Source organism: Caulobacter sp. (assembly GCF_039596335.1).
Classification (GTDB): Bacteria; Pseudomonadota; Alphaproteobacteria; order Caulobacterales; family Caulobacteraceae; genus Caulobacter.
The window spans coordinates 312691-329272 of record NZ_JBCNJZ010000003.1; the positions used below are offsets into that span (position 1 = coordinate 312691).

20 protein-coding genes are annotated in these 16582 nt (G+C 68.1%); 7 read left to right on the plus strand and 13 right to left on the minus strand.

Translation table 11 applies throughout. The annotated features are described in order from the left end of the window. From ABDW31_RS08050 to ABDW31_RS08060, 3 genes are read left to right on the plus strand one after another with little or no spacing between them, the layout of a single operon-like run. Complete coding sequence (locus ABDW31_RS08050; protein WP_184718103.1) at positions 1–525, plus strand: flavin reductase family protein; 525 nt, start codon at positions 1–3, stop codon at positions 523–525. Between the two features lie 46 nt (positions 526–571). Further along, entirely contained in the window at positions 572–2083 is a 1512-nt protein-coding gene (locus ABDW31_RS08055; protein WP_184718105.1) for a CoA-acylating methylmalonate-semialdehyde dehydrogenase, read from the plus strand. A gap of 11 nt (positions 2084–2094) precedes the next feature. Next, the gene (locus ABDW31_RS08060) at positions 2095–3072 is read left to right on the plus strand and encodes a M15 family metallopeptidase (protein WP_184718107.1); all 978 of its coding nucleotides are present in this window, start codon (positions 2095–2097) and stop codon (positions 3070–3072) included. A gap of 87 nt (positions 3073–3159) precedes the next feature. Here ABDW31_RS08060 and ABDW31_RS08065 read toward each other — a convergent pair whose 3' ends face one another. The 5 genes from ABDW31_RS08065 to ABDW31_RS08085 all read right to left on the minus strand — a co-directional run bounded on the left by ABDW31_RS08065 (position 3160) and on the right by ABDW31_RS08085 (position 6694). Then, a complete protein-coding gene (locus ABDW31_RS08065) occupies positions 3160–3486 on the minus strand; it encodes a GIY-YIG nuclease family protein (RefSeq protein WP_184718109.1) in 327 nt (108 codons plus the stop codon). Positions 3487–3598: 112 nt separating this feature from the next. Then, positions 3599–4324: an endonuclease III gene (locus tag ABDW31_RS08070; protein WP_184718111.1), complete on the minus strand. Its 726-nt coding sequence runs from the start codon at positions 4322–4324 to the stop codon at positions 3599–3601. 152 nt (positions 4325–4476) lie between these two features. Then, positions 4477–5043 (minus strand): NUDIX hydrolase, encoded by a 567-nt coding sequence (locus ABDW31_RS08075; protein WP_184718113.1) that lies wholly within the window; start codon positions 5041–5043, stop codon positions 4477–4479. Further along, positions 5040–6041 (minus strand): inorganic phosphate transporter, encoded by a 1002-nt coding sequence (locus ABDW31_RS08080; RefSeq protein ID WP_184718114.1) that lies wholly within the window; start codon positions 6039–6041, stop codon positions 5040–5042. The genes ABDW31_RS08075 and ABDW31_RS08080 overlap by 4 nt, the downstream gene beginning before the upstream one ends. Positions 6042–6046: 5 nt before the next feature. Beyond that, entirely contained in the window at positions 6047–6694 is a 648-nt protein-coding gene (locus tag ABDW31_RS08085; RefSeq protein ID WP_184718116.1) for a DUF47 domain-containing protein, read from the minus strand. 176 nt (positions 6695–6870) lie between these two features. Between ABDW31_RS08085 and ABDW31_RS08090 the strand changes: the two genes are divergently transcribed. The 3 genes from ABDW31_RS08090 to upp are packed head-to-tail and all read left to right on the plus strand — an operon-like array spanning position 6871 to position 10176. Next, entirely contained in the window at positions 6871–7332 is a 462-nt protein-coding gene (locus ABDW31_RS08090; RefSeq protein ID WP_184718118.1) for a (2Fe-2S)-binding protein, read from the plus strand. A 4-nt stretch (positions 7333–7336) separates the two neighbouring features. Beyond that, positions 7337–9514: a molybdopterin cofactor-binding domain-containing protein gene (locus ABDW31_RS08095; RefSeq protein ID WP_184718120.1), complete on the plus strand. Its 2178-nt coding sequence runs from the start codon at positions 7337–7339 to the stop codon at positions 9512–9514. A gap of 32 nt (positions 9515–9546) precedes the next feature. Further along, complete coding sequence (gene upp / locus ABDW31_RS08100; RefSeq protein WP_184718122.1) at positions 9547–10176, plus strand: uracil phosphoribosyltransferase; 630 nt, start codon at positions 9547–9549, stop codon at positions 10174–10176. Between the two features lie 3 nt (positions 10177–10179). Here upp and ABDW31_RS08105 read toward each other — a convergent pair whose 3' ends face one another. From ABDW31_RS08105 to ABDW31_RS08120, 4 genes are all read right to left on the minus strand, one after another. Further along, the gene (locus ABDW31_RS08105) at positions 10180–10410 is read right to left on the minus strand and encodes a CsbD family protein (RefSeq protein ID WP_221444649.1); all 231 of its coding nucleotides are present in this window, start codon (positions 10408–10410) and stop codon (positions 10180–10182) included. Between the two features lie 62 nt (positions 10411–10472). After that, entirely contained in the window at positions 10473–10766 is a 294-nt protein-coding gene (locus tag ABDW31_RS08110) for a type II toxin-antitoxin system RelE/ParE family toxin (protein WP_184718124.1), read from the minus strand. 42 nt (positions 10767–10808) lie between these two features. After that, complete coding sequence (locus tag ABDW31_RS08115; protein WP_343698466.1) at positions 10809–10985, minus strand: CopG family transcriptional regulator; 177 nt, start codon at positions 10983–10985, stop codon at positions 10809–10811. Between the two features lie 41 nt (positions 10986–11026). Further along, on the minus strand, positions 11027–11932 hold the full coding sequence (locus ABDW31_RS08120) for a 5'-methylthioadenosine/S-adenosylhomocysteine nucleosidase (protein WP_184718126.1): 906 nt from the start codon (positions 11930–11932) through the stop codon (positions 11027–11029). 127 nt (positions 11933–12059) lie between these two features. Here ABDW31_RS08120 and ABDW31_RS08125 point away from each other — a divergent pair, with 127 nt between their 5' ends. After that, entirely contained in the window at positions 12060–12446 is a 387-nt protein-coding gene (locus ABDW31_RS08125) for a response regulator (RefSeq protein WP_184718128.1), read from the plus strand. On the opposite strand, the gene ABDW31_RS08130 is transcribed toward ABDW31_RS08125, so the two are convergent. The 4 genes from ABDW31_RS08130 to ABDW31_RS08145 form a co-directional block, all read right to left on the minus strand. After that, the gene (locus ABDW31_RS08130) at positions 12443–13084 is read right to left on the minus strand and encodes a hypothetical protein (RefSeq protein ID WP_184718130.1); all 642 of its coding nucleotides are present in this window, start codon (positions 13082–13084) and stop codon (positions 12443–12445) included. The two genes, ABDW31_RS08125 and ABDW31_RS08130, sit on opposite strands and share 4 nt — an antisense overlap. After that, positions 13081–14358, minus strand: a complete 1278-nt coding sequence (locus ABDW31_RS08135) for an amidohydrolase family protein (RefSeq protein WP_184718132.1) — start codon at positions 14356–14358, stop codon at positions 13081–13083. Before ABDW31_RS08135 ends, ABDW31_RS08130 begins: the two co-directional genes overlap by 4 nt. A gap of 36 nt (positions 14359–14394) precedes the next feature. Next, positions 14395–14832, minus strand: a complete 438-nt coding sequence (locus ABDW31_RS08140; RefSeq protein WP_184718134.1) for an acetyltransferase — start codon at positions 14830–14832, stop codon at positions 14395–14397. 196 nt (positions 14833–15028) lie between these two features. Further along, a complete protein-coding gene (locus tag ABDW31_RS08145; protein WP_184718136.1) occupies positions 15029–16525 on the minus strand; it encodes a phosphomannomutase/phosphoglucomutase in 1497 nt (498 codons plus the stop codon). Positions 16526–16582 lie beyond the last annotated feature (57 nt).

Genomic DNA, 16582 nt, shown 5'->3' on the forward strand with positions numbered 1-16582 from the left:
ATGAGTAAAGCGGTCACGATCGAACTGGGGGAGGGCGCCGAGCATGACGCTCGCGCCCTGCGCAACGCCTTCGGATGCTTCACGACCGGGGTGACGGTGGTCACCACCCTGGCCGAGGACGGTCGCAAGGTCGGGCTGACCGCCAACTCCTTCACGTCGGTGTCGCTGAATCCGCCGCTGGCCCTGATCTGCGTCGACCTGAAGTCGGCCAGCCTGCCGGCCCTGGACGCGGCCGGGCGCTTCGCCGTCAACGTACTGCACGCCGAGCACCAGGCCCTGGCGCGACAGTTCGTGCAGAAGGACGCTGACCGCTTCGCCGGGCTCGAGACCGAGACCTGGCGCACGGGCGTGCCGATCCTGCCTGGCTGCATGGCCAATTTCGAATGCGAGACCCACCAAGTCTTCGACGCCGGCGACCACCGGGTCTATGTCGGGCGGGTGGTCAAGCTGCGCTACGATCCCGACCACGAGCCGCTGGTCTATCTGCAGGGCCGGTTCCGTAGGGTGCATGTCGACGCCGAGTGAGGCGGGGCTATAATCACCCCGAAAATAAAGCGTCAGGGAGCGCATCATGCGAGACATCGCCCATTTCGTGAACGGCCAGGCCCTGGTCGGTAGCTCCGGCCGGTTCGGCGACGTCTTCAATCCCAATACCGGCGAGGTCCAGGCCCGGGTCCAGTTCGCGACCGACGCCGAGCTGGACGCCGCCGTCCAGGTCGCCGCCAAGGCCCAGGTTGGCTGGGCCGCGACCAACCCCCAGCGCCGCGCGCGGGTGATGTTCGAGTTCAAGCGCCTGATCGAGCGCGACATGAACTCGCTCGCCGAGATCCTGTCGTCGGAGCACGGCAAGGTCATCGCCGACAGCAAGGGCGACATTCAGCGCGGCCTGGAGGTGATCGAGTTCGCCTGCGGCATCCCCCACATCCTGAAGGGCGAATACACCGAGGGCGCGGGCCCTGGCATCGACATCTATTCGATGCGCCAGCCGCTGGGCGTGGTTGCGGGCATCACCCCGTTCAACTTCCCGGCCATGATCCCGATGTGGATGTTCGGCATCGCCATCGCGGTGGGCAACAGCTTCATCCTCAAGCCGTCGGAAAAGGATCCGACCGTGCCGGTGAAGCTGGCCGAGTTGATGATGGAAGCCGGCGCGCAAGTTGGCCAAGAGATGGAGGGCGTGCTGAATGTGGTTCACGGCGACAAGATCGCCGTCGACGCCATCCTGACCCACCCGCTGATCCGCGCCGTCAGCTTCGTCGGCAGCAGCGATATCGCCCACTACGTCTACCAGACCGGCACGGCGAACGGGAAACGCGTCCAGGCCATGGGCGGGGCCAAGAACCACGGCATCGTCCTGCCCGACGCCGACATGGACCAAGTCGTGAAGGACCTGTCAGGCGCGGCCTTCGGCTCGGCCGGCGAGCGCTGCATGGCCCTGCCGGTGGTGGTGCCGGTCGGCAAGAGCACCGCCGACGAACTGCGCGAACGCCTGGTCGCCGAGATCGGCACACTGAAGGTGGGGGTCTCCACCGATGCCGACGCCCATTACGGTCCGGTGGTCAGCGCCGCCCACCGCAACAAGATCGCCGACTACATCCGCATCGGCCAGGAAGAGGGCGCGGAGCTGGTGGTCGACGGCCGTGACTTCGCGCTGCAGGGCTACGAGAAGGGCTTCTTCATCGGCCCGTCGCTGTTCGACGGCGTGACCAAGGGCATGAAGACCTATCAGGAAGAGATCTTCGGTCCCGTCCTGCAGATCGTGCGCGCCGAGACCATGGACGAGGCCATGGCCCTGCCGTCCGAGCACCCGTACGGCAACGGCGTGGCCATCTTCACCCGCAACGGGCGCGCCGCCCGCGAGTTCGCCAGCCGGGTGAACGTCGGCATGGTCGGCATCAATGTGCCGATCCCGGTGCCGGTGGCCTATCACACGTTCGGCGGCTGGAAGCGCAGCGCGTTCGGCGACACCAACCAGCACGGCGTCGAGGGCGTGAAGTTCTACACCAAGGTCAAGACGGTGACCGCCCGCTGGCCGGAAGGCGATGTGGGCGACAGCAGCTTCGTCATCCCGACGATGAAATAGGAGACGGCTGAGTGGCGCTGCTTCGACGTTCGTTCCTGGCCGGCGCCGCCGCCTTCGCGGCCGCCCCGGCGCTCGCCCAGATCTCTAAGCTGACTGGGGCCGAATGGGCCGCCATCGGCCAGTACGGCGACAAGGCCGCGCCGCTGACGGTGTTCGAGAAGGACGGCGCGCTCCATGTCGACGGCGCGGTCCTCACCTTGGCGCGGCTGACGGGGCAGGGCGCCGGCCGCTACGCCATCGCCGGCGGCGGCGAGTTGGTGCTGGAGAAGGGCGCGGTTCGGCTGAACGGCGCGCGCCTGGCCTTCCACGACTTCGGGGCCGAGGCGCAGGACGCCATCCACGCCGCCGTCCGCGCCGACCCGGTCGCGCTGCGCCAGCGGGCCCTGGCCGCGACCCCGCCGGTCGAGACCCAGACCCACCGGCCGGCTGACCTCGTCGACCTGACCACCGTCGACCCGCGCATCAAGCTCGACATCCGCTATGCGGGCTCGAACAACTTCATGGGGATTCCGCTGTACGAGCGCGCCGCGGCCTATCTGCAACGCCCGGCCGCCGAGGCCTTAGGCCGCGCCCAGGCGGCGTTGGCGGCCAAGGGCTATGGTCTGCTGATCCACGACGCCTACCGGCCGTGGTTCGTGACCTGGATGTTCTGGGAAGCCACCCCGCCCGAATACCACGCCTTCGTCGCCAGCCCGGGCAAGGGCTCGCGCCACAATCGCGGCTGCGCGGTGGACCTGACGCTATACGATCTGAAGACCGGCAAGGTCGTCGACATGCCCAGCCGCTACGACGAGTTCTCGCCCCGCGCCTATGCCGACTTCGTAGGCGGCACGACGAAGCAGCGCGCCGCCCGGGCGGTGCTGCGCCAGGCCATGGAGGCCCAGGGCTTTGAGGTCTACACCGAGGAGTGGTGGCACTTCGAACACAAGGACTGGCGGGAGTACGGGATCGGGACGCAGACGTTCACGGAGCTGGCGCAGGGTCGGTGACCGCTGAGGGACCGAAACCTCGCCCTTCGACAGGCTCAGGGTGAGGTTTCTAGTGCGACGCCGAAAGTAGTCCTCGGCAAGTAGCCCTCACCCTGAGCCTGTCGAAGGGCGAGGGCGGCCGCTCCGCGCCAGATCTGGGAGCGCCTCCCAGGCGCCTTGGATCACGGCTTCCTTCTTCGCACGGCTCCAGCCCTTGAGCTGGCGTTCGAAGGCGATGGCGTCGGTGATGAACTGGAAGTCGCCAGCCCAGACCAGCTCCACGGGGCGACGGCGATAGGTGAAGGCTTTCGGATCGAGGCCGGCATTGTGCTCGCTTACCCGGACCGCGGGATCCGGTCCGCGATGTGAGCCGACGTAGTAGAGACCGTCCGAGCAGCGCAGGATGTAAACCCAGGCGGATTGGACATCGTACATGTGCGACCCTCCAGCGTCGGTGGGGCCGAAACCTCGCCCTTCGACAAGCTCAGGGTGAGGTTTCTAGTGCAGGTCAGTAGCCCTCACCCTGAGCTTGTCGAAGGGCGAGGCGTCACCCCCGCGGCCGCCACGCGATCACGTCCGCGCTATGTCCAACCCCGGCCTTGGCGCACATGGTTCGCACCGGGCACGCTCCGCAGCTGGGCCCTTCGTGCGGGCACAGCATCTGGCCCAACCCCCGTTTCATCAGCCAGTGCAGTTCGAAGAGGTCATCCGCCGTCCAGGCGTCCGGCGCCAGGCTCATCAGCGTGTGGTAGGTCTGGGTCGCGTCGCCGGCGCCCACCAGGCCGATGCGCTTGGCGACGCGGTCGACGTGGGTGTCGACGACCAGGGCCCGCATGCCTAAGTCGCTGAAGTTCAACACGCAGGCGGCGACCTTGACGCCGACGCCGGGCAGGGCCTGCAGCTCCCATCTGGCCTGGTCGACCTCGAGTGTCTTGAGGTGGTTCAGCGACAGCCAACCGACCTTGGCCTCGATCATCTTCAGGGCGGTGGTCAGGTGGCGGGCCTTGTCGCCGGGGAAGGTGACGTCCTGGATGACCCGGGCCACGGCGGCGACCGGGGCGCGGGCCAGGTCTTCCCAGCACTTGAACTCGGCCCGCAGCTTCAGGAAGGCGTTCCACGAGACGGCGTCCTGGGTGCGGCCGCTGATCGACGACTTCACCAGCTGCGAGATCGGGTCCATCCGCGCCTGCGGCCGCTGCGCGCCGAACTCGCAGAGCAGGGCGTCGCGGACGCTTTCCAGCGGCGATCGGGCCAGGCCTAGGGACAGCTGCATGGAAACTCGCCGTGCAAGAACATAATGAGAACATTATGCGCGCGCGACAGGCTTTGTCCACAGGCCTTGTGCGCAGAAGCCCTTGCGAACATGTTCATCACCACGCCGGCGGAGCCAAAAACCCCGCCCCTCGGCGCTGAATGTCGATAGGGCTAGCGCTGGTAACGGCCCCACAGCGCCGTGACGCGGCGGCGCAGGCGCTGGAAGGCGACGCGAACCGGCGTCGGGGCGGCGGCCGGATGGGGCCGCTCCTCCTCGGGCAGGGTGACGCCGGCGAAGCGGACGATCAGGTCGCGCAGTTGCGGCTCCTGCACGGCCAGGGCGGCCTCGACCGGAGTCATCCACTGCAGGGTGCGCTGGCCCTTCTCGGGGAACACGGAGCGCTCGCCGGTGACCTGCATCGGGAAAACGTCGACCGTGACCAGCCGCGCCGCGCCGCTCTTCAGCCGCTTGAGGTACTCGTACTCGCCGACGGCCGTGTGTTCGATGACGCCGTCCAGGCCGGCTTCTTCCAGGGCTTCCTGGGCGGCGGCCTGCCAGGCGGTCTTGTTCTTCATCGGCCAGCCCTTGGGGATCACCCAGCGGCGGGTCTCGCGCGAGGACACCAGCAGGATGCGCAGGTCTTCACCCTCGCCCCGCCAGGGCAGGGCGGCGACCTGACGGCGCTTGCCGTTGCCGGACTTGCGTCCCGCCTGCTGTTTGCCCCGCGACGTCGTCACGTCATCCAGAACCCGAGGTAGTAGAACAGCGCCGCCGTCAGGGCCGCCGCCGGCAGGGTGACGATCCAGGCGATGACGATGTCCTTGGCCACGCCCCAGCGCACGGCCGAGACTCGGCGCGAGGCGCCGACGCCGACAATAGCGCCCGTGATCGTGTGCGTTGTCGAGACCGGAACACCAACATGGGTTGCAAGGAAGAGGGTGATCGCGCCGCCCGTCTCGGCGCAGAAGCCCTGCATGGGGGTCAGGCGGGTGATCTTGCTGCCCATGGTGTGGACGATGCGCCAGCCGCCGAACAGGGTGCCCAGACCCATGGCCGCCTGGCACGAGAGCACGACCCAGAACGGGATGTGACCCGGCTCGTTGGTGGCGCCGTGGGCGAACAGCAGGGCGGCGATGATGCCCATGGTCTTCTGGGCGTCGTTGCCGCCGTGGCCCAGGCTGTAGAGGGCGGCCGAGACGAACTGCAGCTTGCGGAACACCCGGTCGGCGAAGAACGGCGAGCTCTTCACGAAGGTCCACGAAACGATCAGCACCAGCAGCAGCGCGAGAATGAAGCCGAAGGTCGGCGACACCACGATGCCGGCCGCCGTCTTGCCCAGGCCCGCCCACTGGATGGCGCTAAGGCCGCCGACCTTGGCGATGGCTGCGCCGACCAAGCCGCCGATCAGGGCGTGCGAGCTGGAGGAGGGGATGCCCGCCCACCAGGTCAGCAGGTTCCAGCTGATCGCCCCCATCAGGGCGGCGAAGATCAGGCGGTCGCTGATGATGTGCGGATCGACGATGCCCGAGCCGACCATCTTGGCCACGTGCAGGCCGAAGAATAGAAAGGCGATGAAGTTGAAGAACGCCGCCCAGATCACCGCCCACTTGGCCGACAGCACCCGGGTCGAGACGATGGTGGCGATCGAGTTGGCGGCGTCGTGCAGGCCGTTCAGGAAGTCGAACGCCAGCGCGACGACGACCAGGAAGACCAGGATCAGGAACGTGGGGTCCACAGGGATCAGACCTGCTCGACGACGATGCCGCTGATGCGGTTGGCCACGTCCTCGAAGCGGTCCATGACCTTTTCCAGGTGGCTGTAGATATCGACGCCGACGATGAAGGTCATCGGGTCGCCGCCAGCCTGGCTGGCTTGGAACAGATCCTTCCGGCCCTGGTCGTACATCTGGTCAGACTGGTCTTCGATCTGGGTGATCTTCACCGCGATGTCCGACAGCTTCTGGGCGTTCAGGCGCATCTTGGGCAGCAGGTCGACCGCCTCGAGGGTCAGTTCCGCGGCCTCGACGATGATACGGGTCATCTCGCGCATCTGCGGCTCGAAGGTCTTGACCTCGAACAGGCTGACGACCTTGGCGGTCTTGCGCATCTGGTCGATGGCGTCGTCCAGCGAGGTGGTCAGGTCCTGGATGTCGCTGCGGTCGAACGGCGTGATGAAGCTGCGGCGTACGGCGACCATCACCTGTCGGGTGACCTCGTCGGCCTCGTCTTCGTGCAGGTCGACACGGGCGCTGGCCGGGCCGACGGCGTCGCCGCCCGCGGTCATGTCGTGCAGCGCCTGGGCGCCTGCGACCAGGGTGCGGGCATGGGCCGAGAAGAGGTCGAAGAACTTGTCTTCCTTCGGCATGACGGCCTTGAACAAGCCCAGCATCGTCGTTCTTTCCTGAAATGGTATCGCAATCATCCGTATAGGGATGACGTGCGGGCGCACCGGAACCACGGAAGGGGCGCAGGCGTCAAATCCTAATGTTTCAAAGTCGTTCTCGGGGTCGCGCGATCGCCTTGCCTGGTGCAGGATCGCCACTTGTCGAAGTTGGGAGCTGCGTCATGGCCTTCACCCTGACCATCAACGGAGAGGCCCGTGTGGCCGATGTCGAGGGCGACACGCCGCTGCTGTGGGTGCTGCGCGACACTCTGGGACTGGTCGGGGCCAAGTTCGGCTGCGGTGCGGCGATCTGCGGCGCCTGCACGGTGCATATCGACGGCGTTCCGGTTCGCTCTTGCGTCATGCCGGTGCGCCGGGTCGGGACCAAGGCGGTGACCACTATCGAGGGCGTCGGCGCGACCCCGGTCGGGGCCAAAGTGCAGGAAGCCTGGAAGACCATCGACGTGCCGCAATGCGGCTACTGCCAGGCCGGCCAGATCATGTCGGCCACGGCCCTGCTCAACGCCACGCCCCGGCCGACCGATGACGACATCGACGCGGCCATGGACGGTAACCTTTGCCGCTGCACGACGTACTTGCGCATCCGCGAGGCCATCAAGGCCGCCGCCGGTACGGAGGCCTAGGATCATGGACGGCGAGATCCTGCGCGACCCGACCCGGCGCTTCGTTCTCACCAGCGGCGCGGCCGTCGGCGGCGGCCTGCTGTTCAGCTTCAGCGTGGCGGCGGAAGGCCAGGCGGCTGAGGCGGCGGCGACCTTCAACGCCTATGTCCGTATCGCACCGGATAGCGGCGTGACCATCGCCTCGAAGATCCCGGAGGTGGGGCAGGGCATCAAGACCGCCATGCCGATGCTGATCGCCGAGGAGATGGACGTCGACTGGTCGGCCGTCACGGTCGAGCAGGCTCCAGCCGACTTCAAGACCTATGGTCGCCAGGTGGCCGGCGGCAGCATGGCCACGACCCTGGAATATGACGGCTTCCGCCGCGTGGGGGCCAGCGTCCGGGCCCTGCTGATCGCGGCGGCGGCCCAGCGCTGGAAGGTCGCGCCCGACAGCCTGACGACCGAGCCTGGCTTCGTCGTCCACGCCGCCAGCAAGCGCCGCACGGCCTATGGCGAACTGGCCGAAGCCGCCGCCAAGCTGACCCCGCCCGATCCCAAGACCCTGGCCCTGAAGGACCCCAAGGCCTTCCGCATCATCGGCCAGAGCCACAAGAGCCAGAACCTCGACGCCATCACCACCGGCCAGCCGCTGTACGGCATCGACGTGCGCGTGCCCGGGATGCTGTTCGCCACCTTCGCCAAGGCCCCGGTCTATGCGGCCAAGGTGGCCTCGGCGGATCTGGCAGCGGCCAAGGCGGTGAAGGGCGTGAAGGACGCCTTCATCATCGAGGGCGGCACGAACCTGCAGGGCCTGATGCCGGGCGTGGCGGTGGTCGCCGACACCTGGTGGGCGGCGCGCAAAGGCCGCAACGCGCTGAACATCCAGTGGGCCGACCACCCGACCGCGGCCCAGAGCACCGCCGCCTTCGCGGCCAAGGCCGCCGAGCTGGCCAAGTCGCCGCCGCAGCGCGTGGACCACGCCGACGGCGATGTCGACGCGGCCCTGAAGGGCGCGGCCAAGGTGGTCTCGGCCGCCTACAGCTACCCCTTCATCGCCCACGCCAATCTGGAGCCGCAGAACTGCACGGCCCACGTCAAGGATGGGAAGGTCGAGATCTGGGCCCCGACCCAGAACCCCGAACCGGGCCGCAAGCTGGTCGCCGCCGCTCTGAACGTGCCGGAAGAGGCGATCACCATCCACCTGATCCGCGGCGGCGGCGGCTTCGGCCGGCGACTGAACAACGACTACATGGTCGAGGCCGCCGCCATCGCGGCCAAGGCCGGCGTGCCGGTCCAACTGATCTGGACGCGCGAGGACGACCTCCAGCACGACTTCTACCGCCCCGGCGCCTGGCACAACTTCACTGCCGGCCTGGACGCGGCGGGCAAGGTCGTGGCCTGGAACGACCACTTCGTCAGCTTCGGCAAGGACAAGGAATTCGCCCCCAGCGCCGGCTTCAACGCCAGCCAGTTCCCGGGACGGGCGATCGACAACTATCGCCTCGAGGTCTCGGTGATGCCGCTGGGCTTCCCGACCGGGCCGCTGCGCGCGCCGGGCAACAACGCCTTCGGCTTCGTGCTGCAGAGCTTCACCGACGAGTTGGCGTTGGCGGCCGGGAAGGACCCGGTCGCCTTCCGCCGCGAGCTGCTGGGCGAGCCGCGCCTGCTGGGCAAGCCGGGCGAGCGCGACAGCTTCCACACCGGCCGCATGCGCGGCGTGCTGGACAAGGTCGCCGACATGTCCGGCTGGGGCCGCAAGCTGCCGACGGGCACGGGCCTGGGCGTCTCCTGCCACTACAGCCACCTGGGCTATGTGGCGGTGGTCATGCAGGTTACGGTCAAGGAGGGCGCCCTGAAGATCGACAAGGTCTGGACCGCCGCCGACGTCGGCCGTCAGATCATCAATCCCAAGGGCGCCGACCAGCAGATGCAGGGCTCGATCCTGGACGCCATCAGCTCGACCCTGCGCCAGGAGATCACCTTCGAGGGCGGGGCGGCGGTGCAGAGCAACTTCGGCGACTTCCAGCTGCTGCGCATGTCCGAGGCTCCGCCGATCGAGGTGGCCTATGTGCTGTCGGACAACAATCCGACCGGCCTAGGCGAGCCGGCCTATCCGCCAGCCCCGGCGGCGCTGTGCAACGCCATCTTCGCCGCCACGGGCAAGCGCATCCGGTCCTTGCCGATCGGCGACCAACTGGCCTAGGACCAGCGGCTAGCTTCCAGGAAGGTTCGTTCATGGCCCAGGTCACCGTCGTCGATCACCCGCTCGTCCAGCACAAGCTGACCCGGATGCGCGACAAGACGACCTCGACCAAGACCTTCCGCGCGCTGATGCGCGAGGTGGCGACCCTGATCTGCTACGAGGTCACCCGCGACCTGCCGATGGACGAGGTCGCGATCGAGACGCCGGTCGCCCCGACCACGGCCCGCGAGATCGCCGGTAAGAAGCTGGTCTTCGCCCCGATCCTGCGCGCGGGCCTGGGCATGGCCGAGGGCATGCTGGACCTGGTCCCGTCGGCCCGCGTGGCCCATGTCGGCCTCTATCGCGACCACGAGACGCTGGAAGCGGTGGAGTACTACTTCAAGGCCCCGGAAGACATCGCCGGCCGCCTGGTCATCGTCGTCGACCCCATGCTGGCCACCGGCCACTCGGCTATCGCGGCGATCGCGCGGCTCAAGCAGTCGGGCGTCACCAACCTGCGCTTCGTCTGCCTGTTGGCCGCGCAGGCGGGCGTGGACGCCCTGCGGGCCGCGCACCCGGACGTGCCGATCTGGACGGCGGCGATCGACGCGACGCTGAACGAGCACGGCTATATCGTCCCGGGCCTGGGGGACGCGGGCGACCGGACCTACGGGACGCGGTAGGGTCTATTTCTTGGTGGCGTCCTTCACGGCGTCGCCAAGCTCGCCCTGCTTCACATTGCCGGCGACCTTGTCCTTCTGGCCTTCCTTCTTCAGGTCCTCGTCTCCGATGACCTTGCCGACACCGGACTCGACCTTGCCGACGGTCTCCTGCTTGCGCCCGGCGTCCTTGTCGCAGGCGCTGAGGCCGGCGAGCGCGATGAGGGCGGCGACGGTGAAGGCGAGGGGACGGATCATGGTCTGGGCTCCGAGTTGTTCGCTCGGAACGCAAACGGAGCCATGAACGATCCCGCGAAGCTTCAGGTCGGTCGCTGCGCCGTATGCCGGATCCGCACGACCTCGACAGTGTTCGCCCTGACCCGGTAACGGATGACGTAGGGCTGGACGACGACGAGTTCATGGAGCCCGCCCGGCGCCGACCGTCCCCGCTGCGGATGGCTTTCGAGCGTCTCGATGGCCTCAAGAAAGCGCGTCGCCAGGCGCTGAGCTGCGAGGGGTGATCCCTGCGCGTGGATGTAGGCGCACGCCTCGTCCAACTGATGGAGCGCCAGGGCCGAGACGGTGACGGTGTAGACCGTGGGCTTCGAAGTCATGCGCCGATCTTGGCGTCACGACGCCCCGGGTTGTAGGTCGGTTCAGTCGCCTGTGCGCGGCGTAGGCGGGCGTTCGGCCGTTCCCCAGGAGCGAAGCCAGCGCTTCACGGCCTCGCCCGATACGACACGTCCCGCGTCGAGATCGGCCAAGCCTTGAGTGTCGGCCGCTTTCTCAGCAGCGTTGTCGCCATCGCGCAGATCGGTGGGCTCTAGCTTCATAGCGCTCGGAGAATAGCACTATCAGAGGCCCTCCGGGAGCCTTAGTCCGCCAGCGCCCGCACAAACGCCTTCACCACTGTGGCCGAATTATTCGAGGCCAGGGCCATGAAGGTGTGCATCTCGTTGGCGCCCGCGCCGCCGCCGGCCAGGTCAGAGAGGCTGCGGAAGGCGACGAAGGGGGTCTTGTTGACCAGGGCGACGTGGGCGACGGCGGCGGTTTCCATGTCGACCACCCGGGCCTTGAACGTGGCGCGCAGATATTTGCGGTAGTCGGCGTTGTCGAGGAACACCGGGGCCGAGACGCCGGCGCCGCCGACCACCACCTTGGGCGGATGGGCCAGGCACTTGTCGGCCGCGCAGCGCTTCATGGCGACCTGGGCGGCGACCTTGCGGGCGGTCTCCAGCAGGGCCGGATCGGACGGGAACCAGACGCGAGCCGGAGCGCCCAAAGCGTCGCCCGGCATGTGGATGCCGCGCGGATAGATCATGCCGTAGTTGGCCAAGTCGGTGGTGCGGATCTCGGGCGAGATCTCGTAATCCCCTTTGCCCTTGTCGCGGGCGAAGGCGCTTTCCAGGTTCTGGGCCCACTGGTCGGCGACCACCACGTCGCCGATGTCCAGGCTCTCGTCGACGCCGCCGGCGATCCCCGAGAACACGATGCGGGTGATGTTGAAGCGGTCCAGCGCCATCTGGGTGGTCATGGCGGCGTTGACCATCGACACGCCGCTGAGGAACACCACGACGGGCTTGCCCTCCATCCGGCCGGTCATGAACTGGACGCCGTTGACGTCGTAGGTCTTCTGCTCGCCGGTCGCCGCGTTCAGCGCGCCGATCTCGGGCGGGAAGGCCGAGATCACCGCCACGCGCGGGGTGTCGTCCAGGCGCTGGGCCATCACCGGCGTGGTCAGCAGAGCAAGGCAGGCGAGGGCGAGTAGGGGCAGACGCATGACGACTCCTTGGAAGGCGCCGCCTGCTTAGCGAGGCGCGGCCTTCGCCCCAAGCGTAACTTTCACGCCCTTAAACCGCCGGATGTGGTTTGACGCCTTAACCATCTTCAGGTTTGTACCGCAATCGATGGCACAGCGTATTCCTCTGATCTACGTCGCCGACGATGACGACGCGACGCTCGAGTTGGTCGAAGCCTTTTTGTCCCGCGACGGGCTGGAGGTGACGGGGTTCATGGATGCCGAACAGCTGATCGCGGCGATCCCCACGCGACGGCCCGACGCCATCCTGCTGGACGTGCGCATCCCCGGCCAGAGCGGCCTGGACGCGCTGCGGGCGCTTAAAGAGTCCGACCACGCCGACATTCCCGTGCTGATGCTGACCGGCGATGGGCGCCTGGACCGCATCGTCCAGGCGATGCAGCTGGGCGCGACGGGCTATGTGATGAAGCCGTTCGACGGCCCCAAGCTGGTCGGCGAGGTCCGGGCCATGCTGAAGAGCGGCCGGCCGCTCTAGGCCAGCAGGCTCTGCACCCAGGCCACCAAGTTGTTCCACCAGGCCAGCACCTGCTGCCACAGGCTGGGCGGCGCAGCCGGGGCCGGCGGCGGGGCGGGCTTGACCTCCACCGGCACAAACCAGCTGGGCGCGGCCGGCGGGGCGCAGTTCATGCGCATGCCCACGCCCTTAAGATAGCCGCGGCGCACGCTGCCGCTCTCGATGGCCTTGCGGATCGCCTTGTCGTGCTTGGCCGCGCCGGTCAGCTTGCGCACCCAGCTGCGGAATGGCAGCACGTCGCGGGTGGTGTCGCGCACGCCCGAGACGCCCAGGCCGTAGGCGGCGTCGGCGACCTTCTTGCCGCGCGAACGCTCGTCCGGCGGCGGGACCTCGTCCAGGTCGGGACCGAGCGCCGCGTCCAGCCGGCCGATCTCGGCGGCGATCGGCTCGCAGCGGTCCAGCCCGTTCACGTCGTAGGGATCCTCGACAGCCCGCTGCAGCACGGGCGGAATGGACTTCTGCTTGAGGTTCAGGTCCTCCAGCGGCGCGGTCGCCGCATCGCGGAAGGTGTCGCGCTGCTGCATCGTGCCCTGGTCCGTGCGGGCCAGGGACGGGCCGGCGAGGGCCAGCAGCAGGAGGGCGGGGGCGAGGCGGATCACGGACGCCGCACCACTTGTCCGCCCTTCATCACGAAGACGACGGCCTTGGTCGCCTCGATCGCCTGGGTCGGGTCGCCGGTCACCGCCACGATATCGGCCAGGTAGCCGGGCTTCAGCTGGCCCAGGTCGTGGGCGCGGCCCAGCACCTTGGCGTCGACGGCCGTGGCGGCCAGCAGGGCCTGGGCCGGGGTCATGCCCTCACGCACAAGCCAGACCAGCTCGCGAGCGTTGTCGCCGTGCTTGAAGACCCCGACGTCGCTGCCCATGCCGATGGTGACGCCGTTCTTGACCGCCAGCTTGAAGGCGCGCTCGGCATTCTGCATGGCCGCGGTCGGCGGGGTCTGGCCGGCGACATAGCCGCCGAAATAGGTCGAGGTGCTCTCCACCGCCGTCAGGGTGGGGAAGAAGACGACGCTCTTCTCGGCCATCAGCTTGAAGGTGGCGTCGCTGCCGCCGTATCCGTGCTCGATCGTGTCGACCCCCGCCAGGATCGCCCGCCGCATGCCCTCGTCGCCCGAGGCGTGCGCGGCCACGGGGCGGCCGCTGGAATGGGCCGCCTCGACCAGGGCCTTCAGCTCCTCGAGGCTGAAGGTCGGCCGCGTCGCGCCGTCGGGACCGAAGCGATAGTCGGCATAGACCTTGATCCAGTCTGCGCCCGAGCCGGCCTGCTGGCGCACGGCCTTGACCACCTCGTCGACGCCGCTGGCTTCTTGCGCCCCTTGGGGCAGCTCGGCCTCGGGATTGTAGTTGCGGCGGGCCGGGCCGTAGGAATTCGTCGCCACGATCGCGTTGGTCGCCACGAACAGGCGCGGACCTAAGATCAGGCCGTCATTAATCGCCTTCTTCAGCGGCGCGTCGGCCGCGCCCACACCCTCGGTGCCCAGATCGCGCAGGGTGGTGAAGCCGGCCTCCAGCGTGGTCTTGGCTTGCACCGCCGCGCGCAGGGTGCGGTAGGTCGGGCTCTCCTTCAGCACCTGATCGTCCCACAGGGTCTCGTTGTAGGGATGCAGGAAGAGGTGGCTGTGCAGGTCCATCAGGCCCGGGATCAGGGTCGCGCCGGGCAGGTCGACGATCTCCGCGCCGGTCGCGTCGATCTGCGCGGCGGGGCCGACGGCGGCGATCTTGTCGTCCTTGACCAGCACCGCCCAGCCCTCGCGCGGCGGACCGGCGCTCTCGGCGGTCCAGACCCGGGCGGGCTTGAGCAGGATCGGCTGGGCGGCCTGGGCGAAGCCGGGGCTCAGGATCAGGGCGAGGGCGGTCAGCAAGCGGCGCATGGACGACTCGAAGGTTGGACGCCCAGCTAAACCCGTTCAGCCGCCAAAGCGAAGATGGATCAGCGGGTAGGGACGGCCCTGGCTGTCCAGGTCCGAGCGGCCGGTGCGCGTAAAGCCCATATGCTCGTAGAAGCCCACGGCCTGGGCGTTCTGCTCGTTGACGTCGGTGGTCAGGGCGGGGTGAACGGCCAGGGCGTAGTCGATCATGATCGCGCCGATGCCGGCTCCGCGGTGCGCGGGATCGATGAACAGCGCCTCCATGTGGCCGTCGTCGATCAGCATGAACCCCAGCGGCCGGTCACGATCATCGACGGCCAGGGTCATCGGAGCATAGGGCAGAAAGCCTTCGACCTCACGGCCGATGGCGGCCCGGTCTTCGGGCGTCAGGAAGTCATGGGTGGCGTCGACGGCCGCGGCCCAGATCTCGACGACACGCGCGCCATCGTCGGGGCGGGAAGGGCGGAGCTTGATCATGGGCAGGGTCTACTCGGCCATTGCCGGCCACGCCAGCCGCAGTCGAAATCCTCTCCCTATGGGAGAGGAGAGGACCCGCCGCGCAGCGGTGGGGAGGTGAGGGGTTACACCGGCTGACGTTTAAACCCCTCACCCTCCCACGCCGGCGGCGCGGGCCCCTCCCTCTCCCTATGGGAGAGGGAGGCAATGCGGCAGCTCAGATTTCCTGGTTGTACTTGCCGACCCGGTCGCCCAGGCGCGGCTTGACCTCTTCGCGGAACAGCGCCCGCATGTCGTCTTCGGACTGGGTGCTCTCGACAACGACCACGACTTCGGGCTTGTTCGAGGAGGCGCGGACCAGGACCCACGAGCCGTCTTCCAGGTGGACGCGGACGCCGTTGACGGTGATCACCTCGGTGATCTTGCGGCCCAGGATCGAGCCGCCGGCGGCGAACAGGTCCTGGTATTCCTTCACGACGTCAGCCACGACGCCGTACTTCACTTCGTCGCCGCACTTGGGGCTCATGGTCAGGGAGGTGAAGGCCACCGGCAGGGCCTTGCGCATGTCCGACAGCTTCACGCCCGGATTGCGGTCCAGCATGGCCAGGATGGCGGCCGCGGCGGTCAGGCCGCAGTCGTAGCCGTAGCCCAGGTCGCCGTTCATGAAGAAGTGGCCGCTCTTCTCGAAGCCGGCCAGGGCGCCCAGCTCGGCGCTCTTGCGCTTGATGTAGCTGTGGCCGGTCTTCCAGTAGATCACCTTGCAGCCGTGCTGCTGCAGGATCGGGTCGGTGGCGTAGAGGCCGGTCGACTTCACATCGACCACGAACGTCGCGCCGGGGTTCAGCGGGGCGAGATCCCGGGCCAGCATCAGGCCGATCTTGTCGGCGAAGATCTCCTCGCCCTCGTCATCCACCACGCCGCAGCGGTCGCCGTCGCCGTCGAAGCCGAAGGCCAGGTCCGCGCCGGTCTCGCGCACGGTCGCGGCCATGGCGTGCAGCATCTCGGCGTCTTCGGGATTGGGATTGTACTTCGGGAAGGTGAAGTCGAGGTCGGTGTCCATCGGCACGACCTCGGCGACGCCCATCTTCTGCAGGGCCTCGACCACGAAGGCGCCGGCCGTGCCGTTGCCGCAGGCGGCGATGACCTTGAGGGGACGGGTGACGCTGGCGCGCTTGGCGACGTCGTCGATGTAGCGCTGGGCCTCGCCCTGGACGCGGATCAGCTTGCCGCCGTCGCGCTCGACGAATTCCGCGCCCAGGACGATGGCCTTCAGGCGGCTCATCTCGTCGGGGCCGAAGGTCAGGGGCTTCTGGGCGCCCATCTTCACGCCGGTCCAGCCGTTCTCGTTGTGGCTGGCGGTGACCATGGCCACGCAGGGGATGTCCAGGTCGAACTGCGCGAAATAGGCGGTGGGCGACAAAGCCAGGCCGATGTCGTGCACTTCGCAGCCGGCGCCGACCAGGCCCAGGATCAGGGCGTTCTTGATCGAGGTCGAATAGGAGCGGAAGTCGTGGCCGACCACGATCTTCGACTGGCCCAGTTCCTGGATGTAGGTGCCCAGGCCCAGGCCCAGCGCCTGCACGCCCAGCAGGTTGATCTCGGGGCCGAACAGCCAGCGCGCATCGTACTCGCGGAAGCCGGTCGCCTTGACCAGCGGCTCGTTTTCGTAGGCGGCGGTATTCGCAACGAGATCGGCGCGGGGCGCGGAGAACATCGACAGGCTCGCTTTAGTTGTGATGGCGTGGCTTTAGCCGCCTGAAGTCCAGGCGAC